This window comes from Streptococcus sp. SN3 (assembly GCF_030439905.1).
Map to the genome: position 1 here is coordinate 105,965 of NZ_JAQFJF010000003.1, position 17,816 is coordinate 123,780.

Consider the following 17,816-nt stretch of genomic DNA (forward strand, 5'->3'; position numbering starts at 1 on the left):
AGTCTGGCGACCTAGATTAATCCTCCAGGATTTGCAAATGGCGCATCAAATAGAAAGAAATTCCTGCAAAAAGAAGCAACCAAACTAGCAGAGCCAAAAATTCTCCGCTCCATAAATGGAAATGAGACCAATCTTTCATATAACTACTAAAAAGGCCCATAAAGCTGTAACGCAGCACTTTAAATAACTCCTCGCTCATATTTGAAAACATAGGAATAAATGCCGCCAAGAGCATGGCTGGAACACTAAGAGATTGTGCCATGACCTGATTTTTACAAAACAGACCAACCATTAAAAAGAAAAAAATTAAGACCAGCATGGTCAACAAGAGAACCAAACTATAGCTGAACAGATGATTAGAAAGCTTAGCTCCCACCAAAAGTGGGGTAATGACGATATAAAAAATTCCAATAATCGCTGGCCAGATTAAAGCGGAGAGAATATATTGACCAGCTGTCACACCAGCCAAGCGCAAACTTTGCAAATTACGTTTTTCTCTTTCCTCAGCTAGGATGATGATGATAGGTGTTCCAACAGACATGGCTAGAGAGAAAGGCAGGGAGATCGTAAGCAACATAGTAGCTAGTTTATCCGCGCCAATTTCCTTACCAGCTCCATTCAGAGAAAAAATAAATTTATAGAGAAAAATGAGGAAAATCGGCATAAAAACCTGCAATAGAATACTTTTATTAGCTAGCGTCACTTGACCTCTCAGCCAAATCATACCTTTTAATTTATTAGACATTTAAGGTACCTCCTGTCAACGTGATGAAAACATCTTCCAAAGTTGGTTCGCAGGAATGAATACTGATAACATTGGACAAATCCAAACCACCTTGCAGTTCATCAAAGGTAACTGTCTTCGTCGTCAAATCTACATATTCTAAACGAACCTTCTTATCTGTATTATACTTTTGGATTATCTCATGCGGACTGCCTACTTCGACTAATTTTCCTTTACTTAGCAAGGCCAAGCGATCACACAAGAGGGTAGCTTCCTGCATGTCATGAGTCGTCAGAAAAATAGTTGTCCCCTGAGCTTTTAGTTCCAGCAGCAATTCGTGAATGGTGCGAGAGGTTGACGGATCCAAACCACTGGTTGGCTCATCCAAGAAGAGCAGTTTAGGTCGATTAATCAAGGCACGCACCAGTAACATGCGCTGCTTCATACCCGTAGATAGTTTTTCAGCCACCTTGTTGCGGCTATCATAAAGCCCCACTTTTCGGAGAAGTTCATCGACTTCTGTCATATTAACACCAAAGAGCATAGCATAGGCCTTGAGATTTTTATAAAGTGACATCTTTTCATAAAAGCCACTGCCATCGCTGACAATACCAATCTGCTCCAGGACTTCTACCTTAAAATCCTCAACCGGAGCAGACAGCACATGAGCTGTTCCAGCATCTGCAGACAACTGACCAGTCAAGATATTGATAGTCGTCGTTTTACCAGATCCAGACGGTCCTAGGAAGCCAAAAATTTCTCCCTCTTGGATGGAAAAATCGATTCCTGCCAAGGCTTCTTGTTCCTTGAATTTCTTTTTCAAGCCTTGCACTTCAATAATGGTCTTGTTCATTGTTTTCCTCGCTTTCATAACAGTATTTAACAAAACCGCAATCAATCTTTCAGTTCCTGCCTCATTTTCCAAAAACGCAAGGCAATATGGACCAGTTGACAGAACAGAATGATCAATATAAGACAGTCTATTGCTAAGATTGATTTGAATAATAGACTTGCTTTCAAACTTTTCTGGGAAATATCTAGAATGAGATAAGTCGTGACACACAAAACCATGATGGCTGGCAAAAATCGCCATACAAGCAAACGCTTGACCATCTCTAGCTTAGACCATGCGTCATTATAGATTTCAAGATCGCTGTCTGCATCAAGCTGAGAAACCGACTTGCGGAAATAAGAAAATTGATTAAAGTTTGTAATATGCTCCCAGCCACAATCCTCAAACAGTTGATAATAGGATTCTTGCTCCGCCTTCTTTATGGGGCGAAAATCTAATTGATAGGCCACGTCCTGAGGCGGACATGCTTCAAAAGTATAACGAACCGCAACAAGAAAGGGAGAATAACTTACTTTTTTCAATTTCCAGCCTTGGCTATGCATTTGTTTAAAATAAGCTGCTTCTCTGTCATAGTCTGCAATGGTAAAGATTTTATAGACAATTTTCTTTTCCATCAAACTTCCTCCTTACTATTGCGGTAAAGGCGCTCAATCCGCTGGATTTCCAACTCTAAAATCTGTCTTCCAAGCTCCGTGATAGAATAGAGTTTTCTCTTTTCTTCCTCACGAACAAAGGCAATCAGACCATCTTTTTCCATCTTTGCCAAGGTTCCGTACATGGTTCCCGGGCTGATGGATAGCTGTCCTTCTGTCAGCTCCTTGACTTTTTGAGTAATACTGTAACCGTGCCTCTCCTTCTGAAGACAGAAGAGGATATAAAAACCTGTCTCTGTCATTGGCACATAGACTCTCCTAAGCTTTTCTGTCAGTCCACTCATTTTTTCATCTCACTTTCACCTCGATATATCGAACCTTGATATAAAAATTATATCGCAGTTCGATATAATTGTCAAGGATTTATAAATATTTTTTACAGAAAGTGATTCATTTTTATCTTTCAATACTTGTAGTTGATTTAATCTGAAGCTAAAAGGATTAGAGAGCTACATCCTGATAAATCTGCATAAAAAAAGCCAGGAACACCTGACTTACTTGTTTATTTTCCCGCTGCCTTAAGCAGGGCGATATATTCTTCCAGAACCAGATTATGCTTCTGCATATACTGGGCATTCTCCACACCGACATAACGGTAATGCCAGTTCTCAAAATCAACTCCAGTAATGTCACTCTTGCCATCTGGATAGCGAAGGACAAAGCCATACTGCGGAGCTAGTTGGGCAATTTTGGCTGCCAATTCATCCTCCTGGCCTTCTGGAGCGCTCATATCAATAGCCAAGCCCGTTTGATGCTCGCTGGCTCCTGGAAGCTGCACCTGCTTCAGCACGATGCTGACTGCTTCTTCATTTGACAAGCCTTTGGCAACTTCCCCAGCAACTTTTTCGTTATAGAGTTCCTCCTGCTCAGCTCGGCTGCGATAGCCAGAGATTAAAGTTTCTTCAGGAGCTATCGCCTGGGCTGCTGCTAGGAATTGCCGAGTATTTTCAGCAATGCGGCTGTCCACCTGCACCTCTCCAATCTGAGTCAGTTCAGGTGTCTTTTCTTCTTGCTGGTTGTCTCGATTGACCAAAATCAAATTCCAGTCAGCAGAAGAAACCTTGGGCAAATCAGACTGCGAGCTCTCTGAGCCAGAAGAGCCTTTCGTAGCAGAACTACTCGACGAACCCAAAAACTGAATCTTTGCAAGCAGATCTTGTAACAAGGACGGGCGGAAATAAATCGCCGTTCCTCCAGCTGCCAGGCACAAGACGATTAACAACAAAAACGTTAATCCAATCTTCTTAGACTTCGATTTTCTCTTTTCTTTGCGATGTTTAGCGCGCTTCAACTTCTTCCTCCATTACTTTGGCACCGGTCTCTCGATAAGACATGTCTCCGACGCAAGCTACTGTGAATTTACCGTCTTCATAGTCTACAACCGTCACACTGCCATTGTCCAAACCATGAGGCTGAGTTCGGTTGATTAGATAAACAAAGGTTCCGATAGTCATGCCGTGGCTGACTACAAGAGCATTGCCGCCGCCAGCAGCTTCCAGCTCCTCAGCTATGGCTGAAAAACCTTCCCAGATTCGGCCGCTGAGCTTTTCCCAGTTTTCCGCCCAGCCTGCTGTATCTACTTCTACAAGACCTTCTGCCAACTCAGCATAGCTGAGCTGATGGACATGCTCAATATTGAAAACCCGAGGCATCACGCCCATAAAGAGCTCTCCATCATAACCACCGTCAAAACTGCCAAAACACCATTCGCGAATCCGCTTGTCAAAGGTATAAGGAATCTGTCCTGTCAGACCCAGCTCCTCTAGAATAATGCCCATAGTCTGAATAGTCCGGCCGCTGTCGCTGGAACGGGCCATTTTGAAATCAAGCCCAGCTTCTCTCAGGCCAAGGCCCAACTCATGAATGCCACGTTCCCCGACTTCAGTCAATGGGGTATCAGACCAGCCTTGAGCCCGGCCGATAGTATTAAACATGGTTTTGCCATGACGAACCAAGTATAATCTTGTTTTTGCCATTTCATTTCCTCCGTTATTCTTTTCATATTATACCATTTTATGAAGAAATTGGCGCCATCCGGCTTTCAAAGCAAAAAGCAGGAGTCTCAAAACTCCCGCTCATTCTTGATTTTCTCGGTCCAATATAGCTACGCCAATCTGACGGTAAGACACATCGCCCAGAGCTTGAATGCTGAAGCGACCATTTTCATACTCCAACACTGTGACACTGCCATTGTCGACATTAGGATTTTTCGTAATATTCTCATCAACCAGATAGGCCAAGGTACCAATGGTCATGCTGTGGCTGACGACCAGAGCATTGCCGCCGCCAGAAGACTCCACCTCTCTAGCCATGGCTTCAAATCCTTCTAAAATCCGACCGCTAAGCTTGTCCCAAGGCTCAGCCCAGCCAGCCGTATCCACTTCCACCAGACCATTCGCCAAATCCGGCCAACTGAGCTCTTTGTAATTATCCGTCTTAAGAACTCGTGGGATAACGCCATGAAAGAGCTCACCCCCATAGGCCCCATCAAAACTACCAAAGCACCACTCCCGGATGCGCTTATCATAGCGATAGGGAATCTGGCCAGTCAGACCCAGCTCCTCTAGGATAATCCCCATAGTCTGAATGGTCCTGCCGCTATCACTGGAAAAGGCCTTGATAAAAGGCAAGCCAGACTCTCGCAATCCGATACCCAGCTCACGAATACCGCGCTCGCCTTCGGCAGTCAGCGGCGTATCAGACCAGCCCTGTGCCCGGCCGATAGTATTAAACATGGTCTTGCCATGACGGATAACATAGAGTCTTGTTTTTGACATAGTTTACCTCTTTTATTTTTATTTGTTATAGTCAATTTTGAAAAAGGCCTTCGAATTCTTTAGGATAAAGAAGAAGGAGAACTCCGTTCTCCGCTATGATAGACAGCGGCTCACCGTGAAATCAGCATCTAATCAACTATAGAGACTGAATATGAACTTTTACAGCACTGACACATCCAAGAACAATGAACAAATAATGGAGCCAATAATTAAGACCAAACTGTCCGGATAAAGCGGCTTTATTAATAGCGATAAGGGCTTGCACAATATTGCCTTCCCCTTGGTAAAAAGAATTGGCATAACCGATTTGAACAGCTAAAAAACTCATCGTTAAAGTAAAAAAGAAACTTGCCACAATTCCTAAAACAGAAATCCCTTTGACAAACTTTTCATAGCAAGCAATGCTAAATAGCAGTGTAAAACTTGATATGTAGCCCATAGCCAAGGATGCACCTGTCAGGAAGAAGACAAGGCATGCACCAAGCAAGCTAATCAAGAAAGCCCCGACAATCCCCAGGAAATAATGTATTTTCTGCGGACTTTGATGAGGAAGGGAGAGTTTTGTCACCTTATCCTGTGAGATGGAAATCATTCGCTCATAGCTAGATGGCGTGAGAAAGAGCCAATCTCCTTTGAACTGATACAGGTCCACATCTCCGGTTTCACCGGTTTTCTCACAGGCGCTGACCAACCCTTGCTCCTCAAAGTAGCGGGTACAATCTTCGATAGCCTCCTCCAAAATATCCGGCAGCAAATCTCGGTCTTGATTAGCCAAAATCTGACAGGCTAGGCTATAGCCAGCTCTCTCAAAATCAATCAAGACCTCGGAATCGTTGATCAGAGCTTCCAAGGTATCTCGACCAATATAACCCTGCTCACATCTGACTGAAAAGAAAATCGCAAATTCATCGCCATCTGTTATGGTCTCTAGATAAAAAGCATAATCCCTTCTACGGCCATATATAATGCCGCTCTCTTTATCAAAATCCAAACCTAAATCAAGGGCCAGCTCAGCTAGCTCTCTTTTATTCATAACCTAAACAATCTCCTTATAATCTCCTACATTTCAAGCATCCAGCTAGACTCAATCCCGCAAACCCCTACTCGGAAACTGAATAGCTGTCCTTTATAATGCTTTCTTAAAAGCTGTTTCAAATCTAGCTTTTTAATTTTTAAAGCTGTGAATAGGCGCTGGAATTTGACCGCCCCGCGCGATAAAGGCTGCTGACGAAGCCTGATTGACCTTCATGACCGGAGCTGTTCCCAAGAGCCCGCCAAATTCAATCATATCGCCTTCCTTACCTTTCGGAATAATCCGCACAGCTGTCGTCTTTTGATTGATAACGCCAATAGCTGCCTCATCCGCAATCATGGCTGCGATGGTTTCAGCCGGCGTCGCCTCTGGAATGGCAATCATATCCAAACCTACAGAGCAGATAGCTGTCATCGCTTCTAGCTTTTCTAGATTGAGCGAGCCATTTTGCACAGCCGCAATCATGCCCTCGTCTTCTGACACAGGGATGAAAGCACCAGACAGTCCGCCAACCTGATTGCAGGCCATGACACCGCCTTTTTTGACTTGGTCATTGAGCAGGGCAAGGGCTGCTGTCGTGCCATGAGTGCCGACTGTTTCCAAACCCATTTCTTCCAAGACACGGGCGACTGAGTCCCCGACCGCTGGTGTTGGAGCCAGACTCAAGTCAACAATCCCGAACTTGACGCCCAGACGCTCGCTGGCCATCTGACCGACCAACTGACCGATACGTGTGATTTTGAAGGCTGTTTTCTTGACTGTTTCAGCCACCACGTCAAAGCTCTCACCTCGGACCTTTTCCAAGGCTCGCTTGACAACACCGGGCCCAGAAACACCGACATTGATGACCACATCTGCTTCGCCGACACCGTGAAAGGCGCCTGCCATGAAAGGATTGTCTTCTACCGCATTGGCAAAGACGACCAACTTGGCCGCACCCATATCAGATAACTGAGCGGTTTCCTTGATAATCCGCCCCATATCCGCAACAGCTGTCATATTAATACCAGTTTTGGTTGAGCCGATATTGACAGAGGAGCAGACCTTGTCCGTCTCAGCCAAAGCACGTGGAATGGAATTAATGAGAATTTCATCGCCTTTTTGATAGCCCTTTTGGACCAAGGCCGAGAAACCACCGATAAAGTCAACGCCGATTTCCTTGGCTGCCTTGTCTAAAGCCTTGGCCAGAGGCACGTAGTCTCTGCTATCTGTCGCTGCCCCAATCAGCGAAATCGGAGTCACTGAAACCCGCTTATTGACGATGGGAATCCCGAGCTCTGCAGCAATTTCATCCCCAACTGCCACCAAGTCTTTCGCTTTGGTCGTGATTTTTTTGTAAATCTTCTCCGCCGCCCGATCAATATCTGTGTCAATACAGTCCAAGAGTGAAATGCCCATGGTGATGGTCCGAATATCAAAATTCTGCTCCTCAATCATGGCAATGGTTTCTGTTACTTGTCTAATATCCATTCTTCACTCCTTAGATATTGTACATGGCATCAAAAATGGCTGCGCTTTGAATGTTGATTTTAACGTTGAGCTCTTGACCGAAAGCTTCAAACTCATTGCGAAGGGCCGTAAAATCTTGCTTTTCATCGCTGGACACCAAGGCCATCATGGTGAAATATTCCTCCAAAACGGTTTGGGAAATATCATCAATATTCAGCCCCAGCTCCGCAATCTTAGTGGAAACTCCGGCTACAATCCCTGTTTTATCTTTTCCGATAACGGTAATAATTGCTTTCATGCTTGGCTCCAATCATTTTTAGTTTGTCTCATTGTAGCATAAATTCGAGGATTTTGTATACTATTTCAGAAAATAAAGGCAGAAGGTTCGGATATTGCAAATAGCACTTGAAACAAGGAAAATTCTCCTACGCTCAGCAATTCATCTGAGAGACCATTTTGGGCAACTTTGTATGTTTTTTCTATTTTCATTTGAAAGCGCTTTCTATATTTGTTATACTAAATATAGAATATTTTACACAAAGGAGATTTCCTAATGAACGATTCATACAAGAAGCGTCTCTATACTCAGGCCTTGAGTTTATCAGCCGCTGTATTGATGGCTGTCTTAGCTCAGGGCAAGGCCGTAGCTGACCAGCAGAACAGCACTGAGTCACAGCCAGCCGCCAATCAGATAGAGGCTGTAACTCCTGCGACAGAAGCTGCTCAAGCTGTTCCAAATCAGACAGGAGAAAAAGAACAGACTCCTGCTCCTGCAGCGGACAATCCAGCTGTCTCTGCAGCAGCTCAAACAAGAGCAGTTGCTTCTGAAGAAGGCAAGACCCAGCTGGCCGACAGCACTGTCTATATGTCCGAGCCTGCAGAGGTCAAGGAAACCGTCCAAGGACAGGCTTCTCAGGCGGGTAAGCTGACTTGGACTCTGGACAATAAACCGATTGCCGACTGGAAAACCTGGAACATGGACAGCGGCACCTTTACCGGCCAACCCTTTGTCACAATTGAGGAAAAGGCCGACGGGAACGATCTTCATCTGAATCTGCAGTTTCAAAAGCTTTTCGGAGACGATCTCAGCCTGCGCTCTCCCCATAATATTCGCCGGACCTATCGAAACTTCATTGGCAGCCATGAACTGGTTGGTACGAGCCAGGACTTGAGCTTGACCATTCGCAAAAATATCGTCTTGCGCCCTTATGAAGACTCCCACAGCCATGAGGAGATGCTGGCATCCATCGAAAAGAGCAGACAGGATGCCAAGACCGATCGCTTGGTACAGATTGAGAACATCGGAAAGAGTGCTCAGGGTCGCGATATCAAGTTGGGTATCATCAGTTCTGACCAAAAGAGCATTGACGACTACCTCAGCACAACTAATCCACAGGCCTTGACCAAACCAGCAGAAATGCTGGCAGCTCTCAAAAATGGCAACTTAGACTATAAACTACCTGTGCTCATTAACAACACTCACGCTGATGAACAGCCTGCTATTGATATTATCACAGGTCTCTTTAAAACTTTTGCAACTAAAGACCAAATCAGCTTCAAAACAACCGCTGCAGATGGTTCTGAAAAACTTGTCACTCTCAAAATCCAAGATTTACTGAAGAAGTTTATCTTTCTCTTTGACTTTACGGAGAATCCTGACGGCGATGTCCTCAACACTCGGGCTCTGGCCAATGGACTTGACCCTAACCGTGATACTGGCTACCAAGCCAATCCTGAAACCCGTACTGTTGCTGGATTGATTAACAAATGGAACCCAATTGCCCTCTATGATATCCACGGATTTGTCAAGGAATTCCTGATTGAGCCGGCAACCCCGCCTCACGATCCTAACTTTGAATATGACCTTTTAGCTGACCTCATGCTGGACAATGCCCATCATATGGGACGGGCCGGCGTTGCCAACTCTGGCTACGAAAAATACATCATTCCAAAACTGGACTGGGGAGACGGATGGGACGATTCCTTCTCCGGCTACACAGCGGTTTATTCTATGTATCATGGCATCCTGGGACATACCATCGAAATTCCCGAGGGTAATCAAGAGTCCTACAAGGCTGGATATTATGCAGTTTTAGGAGGTCTTGACTATCTAGCTCAGAACCCCGACAAGCTCATGGAGATGCGTCTCAACTTCTACCTGCGCGGCATCAATAAAGTCGAAGATCCTAAGGCAGAAAATGAACTCGTCGGACCAGATGGTCAGGTCGTAGGCCGGATTAAAAAAGGCCAGGAAAAATTCTTCCCAGACTACTATGTCATCCCGATGGGAGTGGACAAGGACAATGATACCCAAGAAGCCTTTAATATGATTGACTATTTCAAGCGCAACGGTGTCCTTGTCAAAGAACTCAAGGAAGATAGCGGAAACTATAAAAAAGGCGATTTGGTTGTCGATATGGCGCAGGCCAAGCGTGGCTATGCCAATCATGTCCTCTACAAAGGCTCAAATGAATCCAAGTGGGCTGCCATGTATGCGGAATTGGTTGTCAATTTCCCTGATATGAAAGGCTTCAAAGCCCAGCCAGTCTTTGGCGACAAGCTCTTTGAAGGCAAGCTAGGCGATGTGACAGCCCTCCGTGCTGCTCGGACCAGTCAGGTTGATCATAAAGCGCCTTATTACGTCATTGCCAATACATCTGAGAGCGCGGTCAAGGCCGTCAACCAAGCTCTTGCTGAAGGTAAGAAAGTCTACCTGACAGATGACGGCTACATCGTTGATACACCGACCTTTACCAGTCTCCTAAATCGTTATGCCATTTATGGTGATGCCCTCTATAAGATTCCACAGGGACCGACTCTGAAGCCTCTCAAGGTCTATGCACCGCCGCATCAGTTTTACTGGGCAGGTGTGGACTCACCAGCTCACACTGCTTTGGCTCTGAAAAATATGGGCTTTGAAATCGTCGACAGCCCAGAAGAAGCGGACGTCATAGTTCTTGAAAGCAACAACTATGACAAGTCTCTTGTCGGACTTAAGCCAACCATCGTCGTCGGAGGTTCTGCTATGCAGCGCTTGGAAAAACTAGGAATCTTAGATGGATTTGACGCTGAGCGCTTCAAGAACGGCAGTGACTATGAAGGATTGATGAAAGCCGTTATTCAAGACCAAGACCCGCTGACCAGCGGCTACAAGAAAGATGGACTCTTTTACTCCAACTCTGGTAACTGGATTGCTAAGATTCCTGCCAACTTTAGGACTCTTGCCAGCATTGCTGGCAGCGACTTCTATATCGCTGGCTGGTGGCCTGGCAATGAACAACTGGCCAACAAAGTCGTAGCCATTGCTGGTACCTATAAAGAGCAGCCTCTCTTTGTCTATGCTGGCAATCCGACCAATCGGCTTCACCCTGTTCACTTCTACCGTTGGATCTCAAATGCTATCTTTGGCAGCCAGTTGGCCGAACTGACAGACCTCCCAAGTCCTGCGACACCTGATCCAACCTATCAAGCGCCAAGTCAGACTGTCCTTGACTGGAAGCCTGCTACAGTGAAGCCACCGGCTCAAACGGTAGTCCTGACCTACAAGAGCCAGACACTTCCGCAGACCGGCAGCCAAGAAAAAAGTGCTAGCTTTGCTCTAGCTGGACTCCTAATCGCAGGAGCAGCTGGACTCTTACTTTTAAAGAAAAAGGAAGACTAATACTTAAAAATACACCTCCCAATGGATGCGGGAGGTGTATTTTTAGTTATAAGCTCTGCTATTTTTCCACATAGGTATGAAGCGGATAAGTCGGATAGGCCAAGTCACGCGCCAACTCTGAGGTTACATAACCTGCCGGTGCATCTAACACAGAAGGGATTCGATTGACGATAGTGGCACAGGTCAAGGCTACAGTATCAGGCTTGCTGACTGAGAAGACTAGATTTGGCTCACCAGTAATTTCCCAATCACACATATCTCCGTCATTTTCACGATAGACCTTGCCAATACACTCTACTTCCAACTCAATTCCCTGATGGGTATGAATGGTTGTCACAGCTGACATACCCGTTACTTGCCCCGCCGGAACTGTGCGACCCAGCGTTTCAGAATAAACATCTTCATCCAAAATATAAGGAACACTCTTTTGTGAAATATCCTGAATGGTCCAGTTCATCTTAGAGCAAATAGCCTCAGCAGCATTCCACATATAGGACGGCAGACTCTCAGCACTAGCAATTTCCTTTTCAAATCGCTCTGAATCGTAACCAGCACCATGCGCTTCTGCCAAAGCTAGACCATAATCTTCCACATTATAGCTGACAATCCCTTTCACCTTTTGAATGCGATTAAGGCCAGACATAGCCAAGCAAGGCATATTAATCCAGTAAATATCCTGCATGCCAGATCCCATTATAGTGACACCATATTCTTTGGCCAGCTTGTCCAAGCGGTTTGTTTCGGATGGCGACGTCGTCCAAGGGTAGATGGCTTCCTCACAGGTCGTGATGATATTAACTCCATGCTTGATGGCTGTTTCAAAAAAATCATACATTTCCGGCATATAGGAAGCAATGGTGACAATGGCAATGTCAGCGTCACACTCTCCAAAGACACGTTCAGCATTATCAGAAATCAGGACACCAGTCTTATAGCCTAGCTCTGCAAAATCACCAACATCCTGTCCTACTACAGCAGGATTGTTATCAATAGCTCCTACGATTTCTACACCGTGATCCAGTAGGTACTTGAAAATCACTTTAGACATCTTGCCGCAGCCATACTGAACAGCACGAATTTTTGTATTTCTCATGGCAAACCCTCCATTAATTGTTATTATTTTCACAATTATAGTATAATATCTCTAGTAACTAGAGAGTCAATAGAGGGTTTTAAAAAATGAAAAAAATTTTGCGTATCGGAGAATTTTCCCAAATAAATCAGATTTCCATCCAAACTCTAAGATTCTATGACCAAATCGGTCTTTTAAAACCCTATAAAGTCAATCCAGAAACCAACTATCGCTACTACCACATCAATCAATCTTCTCTGGTTGACTCCATTCAGTACCTGCGTCAACTGAATTTTTCTCTAGAAGACATCAAAGAAATCCTATCTGACAAAGACCATTTTCAACTGCACCAGCTTATCGAGGAGCGCTATCAGCGTCTTCTAGAGGAAAAAGAGAATTTAGAAAAACAAATCCAAGAAATCGAAATCTTTCGGTCTGGTGCCCGTATCTATGGCGAAAAGCAGAGCGAGCAAGAACTGGAAATTCTAACTTTTCCTGAACGGCAGCTGCTTACTTTTGAAATTGATCAAAACATTTATCAAATGAAAAGTGAGGAATACGAACTTGCTCTCCGCTACTTCAAACAAGAAATCCTGCGTTACAGTCCTTTTTTCACCCATTTCAGTCGTGTTGGTTCCATTATGAAACAAGAAGATTTCCAAAAAGAAAGATGGATTTCCAAACAACTCTGTCTCTTCCATCATACTCCCAATGAACTCCCTCACTTAAATCGAATGTTGCTTCCGGCAGGAAATTATGCTGTTGCTTACTGCTCTTCCTTTGCAGATGAACTTGAAGCTCTGCCGCATTTTTACCAGGCTCTGACTCAAGCTGGGTATACTCCTGTGGGTGATTATATCTGCGAGGTCATCCATGAACAGCCACAACTCCAGGAGCAGCACCGCGATATGTTCATCCGGATGCAAGTTCGGATAGAGGATTAAAAAAGGAGGAAAGAGGATGTAGCGGAATTTCTTGCCAGATACTGGAGCAAGCTCAGCCAAAAACGAATCACTTCACAAGCCGTAATTATATAAAAAAAGGACGGGAAAACACCCATCCTTTTTATGTGCAAATAACCATTGCTTAGCATCTTAGTCTTCTTGCTTCTTTCTTCCAGCTAGAAGACCCATTCCCAGAAAAGCTAAACCAGCCAGAGGCAGAAACTTATCTTCTTGAGTGCCAGTCTTAGGCAGAGCTGAGTCGGGAGCTGGCTGCAATCTTGGCGACGAAATAACTTTTCCTTCCTCACCTTGCTTCAGAGCTTGAGGTTGGGTCCTTGTCAAAGGCTGTTTAGCACTTTCAGCCACCACCTTGCTGCCAACTTCTACTAGTTCGTCAACTGCTAGAGAGAACACTTCCTGACCGAGGACGGTTCGCTGACCGTTCAAGACTTCTACAAAGACTCGCTTTTGACCTTTTTGGCCAGCTACAAGTATCCTCCGCTGCCCTTGTTCCAGTTCTGGATTTTCCTGTTCTCGGGTCTGATATGCAATCTCTTCCATTATGACTTCTAAGAAAGGTTTTTCTTCCACTAGGTCCTTTATCCCCTCTTCCGGAGTGACCTGATGACTTGGTTTCACAGCCAGAGCAGCAAGAGCTGTCTTCAGATCTTGCTCTGCTCTATCTAAATCTGCCTGCTCCGCTTTTTCATCTGCCAAGAGAGACTGGGCTCGAGCCAAGGCTGACTGGTAAGCCTGAACTGTCTCATCTGTGTAGAGGCTTGGATCTAGACTAACCGTACTGTCTACCACTTTCTGCAGAGAAGCCTTATTAACTGCTGGGGCATGAAGATTGGTCACAAAGAAATTGCGCGCTTCCAAGTCTCCATCCCAGAGTCCTAGACCGACGTAGGCATCATTATAATAAGGCTCAACCGTATCAAATTGGTGGTTCAGGTATTCTACACCGTCCACAGATACACTGACACCATTTTTAGTTTTCACTAGCTTAACATGGTGGAACTGGCCGTCATTAAGATGCTTGCCATTCATGCTACTTTCTGCAATCGTCTCTCCCATAAAGTGGTAAAATCGAATCTTATCATTATCGCCAAATTGAATAGAATAAGCATTGCGAGGATCAACATTTTCAGACGCATAGAAAATGTTAATCAAGCCTTTTTGATACTTGAGATCCACATCCAAGTTATACTCAGAGAAAGGAATCTTCTGACCTCCCATATAATAATCATTGGCGCTGGTATTCTGATTATAGAGGCTTTCACCGTCGACATACCACTTACCAGAGACAGCTTTTAAGTCTGGAACATTGGTCTTAAAGTCATTGCGGCTGATATTGATGGTGAAGGCCTTGGAAAGGCTTGGATTTTCCTTAGAGGTCGCCGTTACCTTGACCACACCCCTTTGCAGAGCAGTCACTCGCAGCTTGTTGCCATCTTCCGCGACAGAGACCAGATCTGGCTGATCAACACTCCAGCTGACCGCTTGAGAGACACTTGCTGGCATGACATATGCTTTCAAATCCAAAGTATCGCCGACATAAATATTATTTGTTACAGGAGAAGCCTGCACTAGTTCCAGTGGTTTGGTCACTGCCTGCTTGTCTTTCCAGATGCCCTTCAGCGGATAAAGAGCAATGTCAGCCTTAGCTGCACCACCTTCTACAAACACTCTAGCCGCAAGGCTATTTGGTGCAGGGAAAATCTGATTGGCACCCGCTACAGTATACCCTTTGGCAAAGACTTCTAGGCTGGAGCGATCCACATAGAGATGCAGATCTATGCTGCCATCCGCATTGCGCTTGACGGACTGACTATCCACCTGAGGAAATTTATTACTGAGAAGAATGCCGGACTGGCTGCGGTCAATAGAGAGAGTTTCCTTTTCTAAATCATAGGTAACTCTAGTCACTTCTCCATCTCCAACCCGCAGGTTAAAACCGACTTTCTTGGTCGTTTCACTTGGACGGAAAGTAGAGACAATTTCATACTGATCACCGGAAAAATCTTTCAACAGCTCATTCTTCTCACTAACTTCCACGTCTTTATACAACACAGTCTTGTCTTCCTGACGCAGAGACTGATAAGCTGTAATTGGCGTCTGAGTCAGCCGATAGCTTCTGTCTTGCTTGATAAGGCCTAGTTTGAGGTTAAGATTGAAGGTGCCGTTGAACTTCTGACCGACGGTATCGGCTACCAGATTACAGTAATCTTCCCAGGTATTCATCCAGTTAGACGCGATAATGTCGGGTAGGGTTGGATTAGCCTTGCTGCCAAAGTCCTGAACGTAGTAAGTCATGGCCGCATAAGAGTCTTTACCAAAGTTCATAACCTGATCAGCCAGAGCAAACTCAGCATCTGGTACGAAGGTCCACTTGCCCTCCACCTGTCTAAAATCACCGACCTTATAGGAGCGCCCGCCACGAGACAGGACCCACTTAAGGCTACCATCGTCTGCCAGTAGAGGATACAGATCTGGGCACTCCGTGTGGAGATCCGCATAAGTTGACTCCACCTTCCAATTACGCAGATTATCAGACGAATAAATTCTCAGCGGTCCGCCTGCAACGACCATAAACCATTTACCCTCCCAACGGAAGACCTTGGGATCACGGAAATCCTGAGATTGCAGTGGATCGTCCGTCCAGTCAGCTGCAATTTGATCAAGCTTCGTCCAAGTCCGGCCCTCATCTTTACTGTAGGCCAACTTGATGCGCTGACCGTTTCCGTCGGCAGTAATCAGTGCGACTAAACCGCCCTGGTCATTGTCAAACAAACCAGAGGAATTGGTGGTATCTGCTACTATTGATCCTGAGAACATAGCCCCATTAGCATCCGGATAAAAGGCAATCGGCTGTTCTTCCCAATGAATCAAATCCTTGCTGGTCGCATGGCCCCAGTGCATAGGTCCCCACTTTGTATCGTCGTAAAACTGATAGAAGAAATGATAGACTCCCTTATAATAAACCAGCCCGTTGGGATCATTGGCCCAACCGTCCTTGACCGAATAATGATACTGACCGCGATAGAGTTCATTGTAGTAAATCTCATCTGCCTGCCGACGATGGACATTGAGCCGATAAGTCAGGCTGACCTCCTGCCCATCCGCATCCGTCACAGTGCTGGTCACAGTCAGATAGTTTGCCCCCACTGCCAGCGGGATATTCTTCAAATCACTATAGACCCTACCTGCAGCATCGGTCACGCTTACCTTGGCAGCAGGATTTTTTGCTACGACGGTCAAGTCTACAGTCTCAGCATCATGCTTGACATACTGGATAGTGATAGGAGCAGTAAACTGACCTTTCTGCTCCACTTTCCCAACCGAAGAAGTCACCCTTATATCCTCCAACTCAGGATTAGACTGAGGAGTGATTTCTTTATAAAAGGTATTTTGAAAAAGCAGCTCGCTATTCCAGTTAAGTAAGCCAAAATAGCCTTCTGACAAGTAAGTATTCTGCCCCTTATCATCTCTCTGAAGCGTGTAATCTCCTGAGCTGGCCACTAGGATATCATTGACATAGTAGGATACCCAAGAGCCAATTGAAACGACCTTGAGTCGATATTTATTATCATCCGTTGGCTCGATATTTTTTTCATTGATAAACTGATAGTCACGACCGCCTTGCCAACGCCAAAACTTTACATTGTTGCTACCACCATCAATATTAACTGCATAGCTGCTCTTGTCATCCGGATTATTATTACTGCGGAAAATGAGGGCTGCCGCCCCTTCCTTACTGAGGAAAGTTACATCCGTTGAGTAAACAAAATCCTTGCCCTGACTTTGAGAGTAAAAGAAACTATCACCTTTGCCTCTGGCATCACTATAAAGACCTTGTTCCCGGACTTCCCAAACTCCATTTTTGTCTCCCTTGGCTTCTGCCAAATTAGTATTGAAGCCTGACTGCTTATCTACAGTCTCTACGGCAGGGATTTTTTCCGAAGCAACTTCCTTCGCCGCTGGCTGTTCGTCTTCTTCCTGTTTGGTCTCTTTAGCATTTGCTGTGACTTGATCTTCCTTATCAGCCTTTTGGTTGGCTGACTCTACTACTGCATCCTGACCACCCGCTTCCGTCGCTACAGTTGCAGCAGTCTCCCCAGCTACAAGGTTTTCTGTCTTATCAGCATTCATTGTAGGAGCAGCTGTTTGTCCGCTCTCAGGCTCTGAGACAGCTGATGAATCAGCCTGCAAGACCTGCGCAGGAGCTGGATTAGCCTTAGCCTCATCCGCATAAACCACTCCACCCCCATCTAACAAGAATGCTCCAAAAGTCAGCAGGGCACACCCAAAAACCCAACGCTTGCCGCTTTTTCTCATAAACCAATTTTTACACACTTTTTCCTGATGATTTTTCATGACACACCTCAATATTCTAAAAATAAAATCAGACTTCTCACAACCAAATTGCTTCTACATAACACACTCCTTTCAACTTTTCTTGTTCAAAATGAACACCTGGTTTAACACCTAACTCCCTTATAAAAAAGAAGCAATCTCAATAATTTAAATATAACAAATTTTTGTAAGCGCTTCATCTAACGTTTGTCATAAAAACAAAATGACAGATGTCATATTTTAGAAATAATGAAGAAAAAACAAAAAGCCTCCAAAACGGAAAGCTTTTGTTTG

General features: G+C 45.0%; 14 protein-coding genes. 2 read left to right on the forward strand and 12 right to left on the reverse strand.

Annotated elements, in window-relative coordinates:
- Positions 1-16 precede the first annotated feature (16 nt).
- The 10 genes from PCY71_RS07320 to PCY71_RS07365 all read right to left on the reverse strand — a co-directional run bounded on the left by PCY71_RS07320 (position 17) and on the right by PCY71_RS07365 (position 7,787).
- A complete protein-coding gene (locus tag PCY71_RS07320; RefSeq protein WP_048774034.1) occupies positions 17-745 on the reverse strand; it encodes an ABC transporter permease in 729 nt (242 codons plus the stop codon).
- Positions 738-1,595, reverse strand: a complete 858-nt coding sequence (locus PCY71_RS07325; protein ID WP_185761346.1) for an ABC transporter ATP-binding protein — start codon at positions 1,593-1,595, stop codon at positions 738-740. The genes PCY71_RS07320 and PCY71_RS07325 overlap by 8 nt, the downstream gene beginning before the upstream one ends.
- A 23-nt stretch (positions 1,596-1,618) precedes the next feature.
- Complete coding sequence (locus PCY71_RS07330) at positions 1,619-2,191, reverse strand: DUF2812 domain-containing protein (protein WP_048774030.1); 573 nt, start codon at positions 2,189-2,191, stop codon at positions 1,619-1,621.
- Positions 2,191-2,514, reverse strand: a complete 324-nt coding sequence (locus tag PCY71_RS07335) for a PadR family transcriptional regulator (RefSeq protein ID WP_002908738.1) — start codon at positions 2,512-2,514, stop codon at positions 2,191-2,193. Before PCY71_RS07335 ends, PCY71_RS07330 begins: the two co-directional genes overlap by 1 nt.
- Positions 2,515-2,732: 218 nt before the next feature.
- Complete coding sequence (locus PCY71_RS07340) at positions 2,733-3,521, reverse strand: D-alanyl-D-alanine carboxypeptidase family protein (RefSeq protein ID WP_048774029.1); 789 nt, start codon at positions 3,519-3,521, stop codon at positions 2,733-2,735.
- Positions 3,508-4,206, reverse strand: coding sequence for a histidine phosphatase family protein (locus PCY71_RS07345; RefSeq protein ID WP_048774027.1), 699 nt, complete (start codon positions 4,204-4,206; stop codon positions 3,508-3,510). The genes PCY71_RS07340 and PCY71_RS07345 overlap by 14 nt, the downstream gene beginning before the upstream one ends.
- Before the next feature lie 99 nt (positions 4,207-4,305).
- Positions 4,306-5,007: a histidine phosphatase family protein gene (locus tag PCY71_RS07350; RefSeq protein ID WP_048774025.1), complete on the reverse strand. Its 702-nt coding sequence runs from the start codon at positions 5,005-5,007 to the stop codon at positions 4,306-4,308.
- A 136-nt stretch (positions 5,008-5,143) separates the two neighbouring features.
- On the reverse strand, positions 5,144-6,040 hold the full coding sequence (locus tag PCY71_RS07355; RefSeq protein WP_048774023.1) for a hypothetical protein: 897 nt from the start codon (positions 6,038-6,040) through the stop codon (positions 5,144-5,146).
- Positions 6,041-6,172: 132 nt separating this feature from the next.
- The gene (locus tag PCY71_RS07360; RefSeq protein WP_002908731.1) at positions 6,173-7,510 is read right to left on the reverse strand and encodes a PFL family protein; all 1,338 of its coding nucleotides are present in this window, start codon (positions 7,508-7,510) and stop codon (positions 6,173-6,175) included.
- A 10-nt stretch (positions 7,511-7,520) separates the two neighbouring features.
- Positions 7,521-7,787 (reverse strand): ACT domain-containing protein, encoded by a 267-nt coding sequence (locus tag PCY71_RS07365; RefSeq protein WP_002905356.1) that lies wholly within the window; start codon positions 7,785-7,787, stop codon positions 7,521-7,523.
- A gap of 255 nt (positions 7,788-8,042) precedes the next feature.
- Between PCY71_RS07365 and PCY71_RS07370 the strand changes: the two genes are divergently transcribed.
- The gene (locus tag PCY71_RS07370; RefSeq protein WP_002908729.1) at positions 8,043-11,150 is read left to right on the forward strand and encodes an LPXTG-anchored zinc carboxypeptidase; all 3,108 of its coding nucleotides are present in this window, start codon (positions 8,043-8,045) and stop codon (positions 11,148-11,150) included.
- Between the two features lie 58 nt (positions 11,151-11,208).
- Here PCY71_RS07370 and PCY71_RS07375 read toward each other — a convergent pair whose 3' ends face one another.
- Positions 11,209-12,243, reverse strand: coding sequence for a dihydrodipicolinate reductase (locus tag PCY71_RS07375; protein ID WP_032912381.1), 1,035 nt, complete (start codon positions 12,241-12,243; stop codon positions 11,209-11,211).
- An 86-nt stretch (positions 12,244-12,329) separates the two neighbouring features.
- On the opposite strand from PCY71_RS07375, the gene PCY71_RS07380 reads away from it, so the two are divergent.
- Entirely contained in the window at positions 12,330-13,166 is an 837-nt protein-coding gene (locus PCY71_RS07380) for a helix-turn-helix domain-containing protein (protein WP_002908727.1), read from the forward strand.
- Between the two features lie 150 nt (positions 13,167-13,316).
- On the opposite strand, the gene PCY71_RS07385 is transcribed toward PCY71_RS07380, so the two are convergent.
- Positions 13,317-17,543, reverse strand: a complete 4,227-nt coding sequence (locus PCY71_RS07385) for a GH32 C-terminal domain-containing protein (protein ID WP_223310343.1) — start codon at positions 17,541-17,543, stop codon at positions 13,317-13,319.
- Between the last annotated feature and the right edge of the window lie 273 nt (positions 17,544-17,816).

What these genes read in the sequence shown, in the direction of transcription:
- PCY71_RS07325 (WP_185761346.1), bottom strand. Translation starts at nt 1,595, where the DNA reads ATGAAAGCGAGGAAAACAATGAACAAGACCATTATTGAAGTGCAAGGC.
- PCY71_RS07345 (WP_048774027.1), bottom strand. Translation starts at nt 4,206, where the DNA reads ATGGCAAAAACAAGATTATACTTGGTTCGTCATGGCAAAACCATGTTT.
- PCY71_RS07380 (WP_002908727.1), top strand. Translation starts at nt 12,330, where the DNA reads ATGAAAAAAATTTTGCGTATCGGAGAATTTTCCCAAATAAATCAGATT.
- PCY71_RS07330 (WP_048774030.1), bottom strand. Translation starts at nt 2,191, where the DNA reads ATGGAAAAGAAAATTGTCTATAAAATCTTTACCATTGCAGACTATGAC.
- PCY71_RS07350 (WP_048774025.1), bottom strand. Translation starts at nt 5,007, where the DNA reads ATGTCAAAAACAAGACTCTATGTTATCCGTCATGGCAAGACCATGTTT.
- PCY71_RS07335 (WP_002908738.1), bottom strand. Translation starts at nt 2,514, where the DNA reads ATGAGTGGACTGACAGAAAAGCTTAGGAGAGTCTATGTGCCAATGACA.
- PCY71_RS07360 (WP_002908731.1), bottom strand. Translation starts at nt 7,510, where the DNA reads ATGGATATTAGACAAGTAACAGAAACCATTGCCATGATTGAGGAGCAG.
- PCY71_RS07385 (WP_223310343.1), bottom strand. Translation starts at nt 17,543, where the DNA reads ATGAAAAATCATCAGGAAAAAGTGTGTAAAAATTGGTTTATGAGAAAA.
- PCY71_RS07365 (WP_002905356.1), bottom strand. Translation starts at nt 7,787, where the DNA reads ATGAAAGCAATTATTACCGTTATCGGAAAAGATAAAACAGGGATTGTA.
- PCY71_RS07355 (WP_048774023.1), bottom strand. Translation starts at nt 6,040, where the DNA reads ATGAATAAAAGAGAGCTAGCTGAGCTGGCCCTTGATTTAGGTTTGGAT.
- PCY71_RS07320 (WP_048774034.1), bottom strand. Translation starts at nt 745, where the DNA reads ATGTCTAATAAATTAAAAGGTATGATTTGGCTGAGAGGTCAAGTGACG.
- PCY71_RS07375 (WP_032912381.1), bottom strand. Translation starts at nt 12,243, where the DNA reads ATGAGAAATACAAAAATTCGTGCTGTTCAGTATGGCTGCGGCAAGATG.
- PCY71_RS07370 (WP_002908729.1), top strand. Translation starts at nt 8,043, where the DNA reads ATGAACGATTCATACAAGAAGCGTCTCTATACTCAGGCCTTGAGTTTA.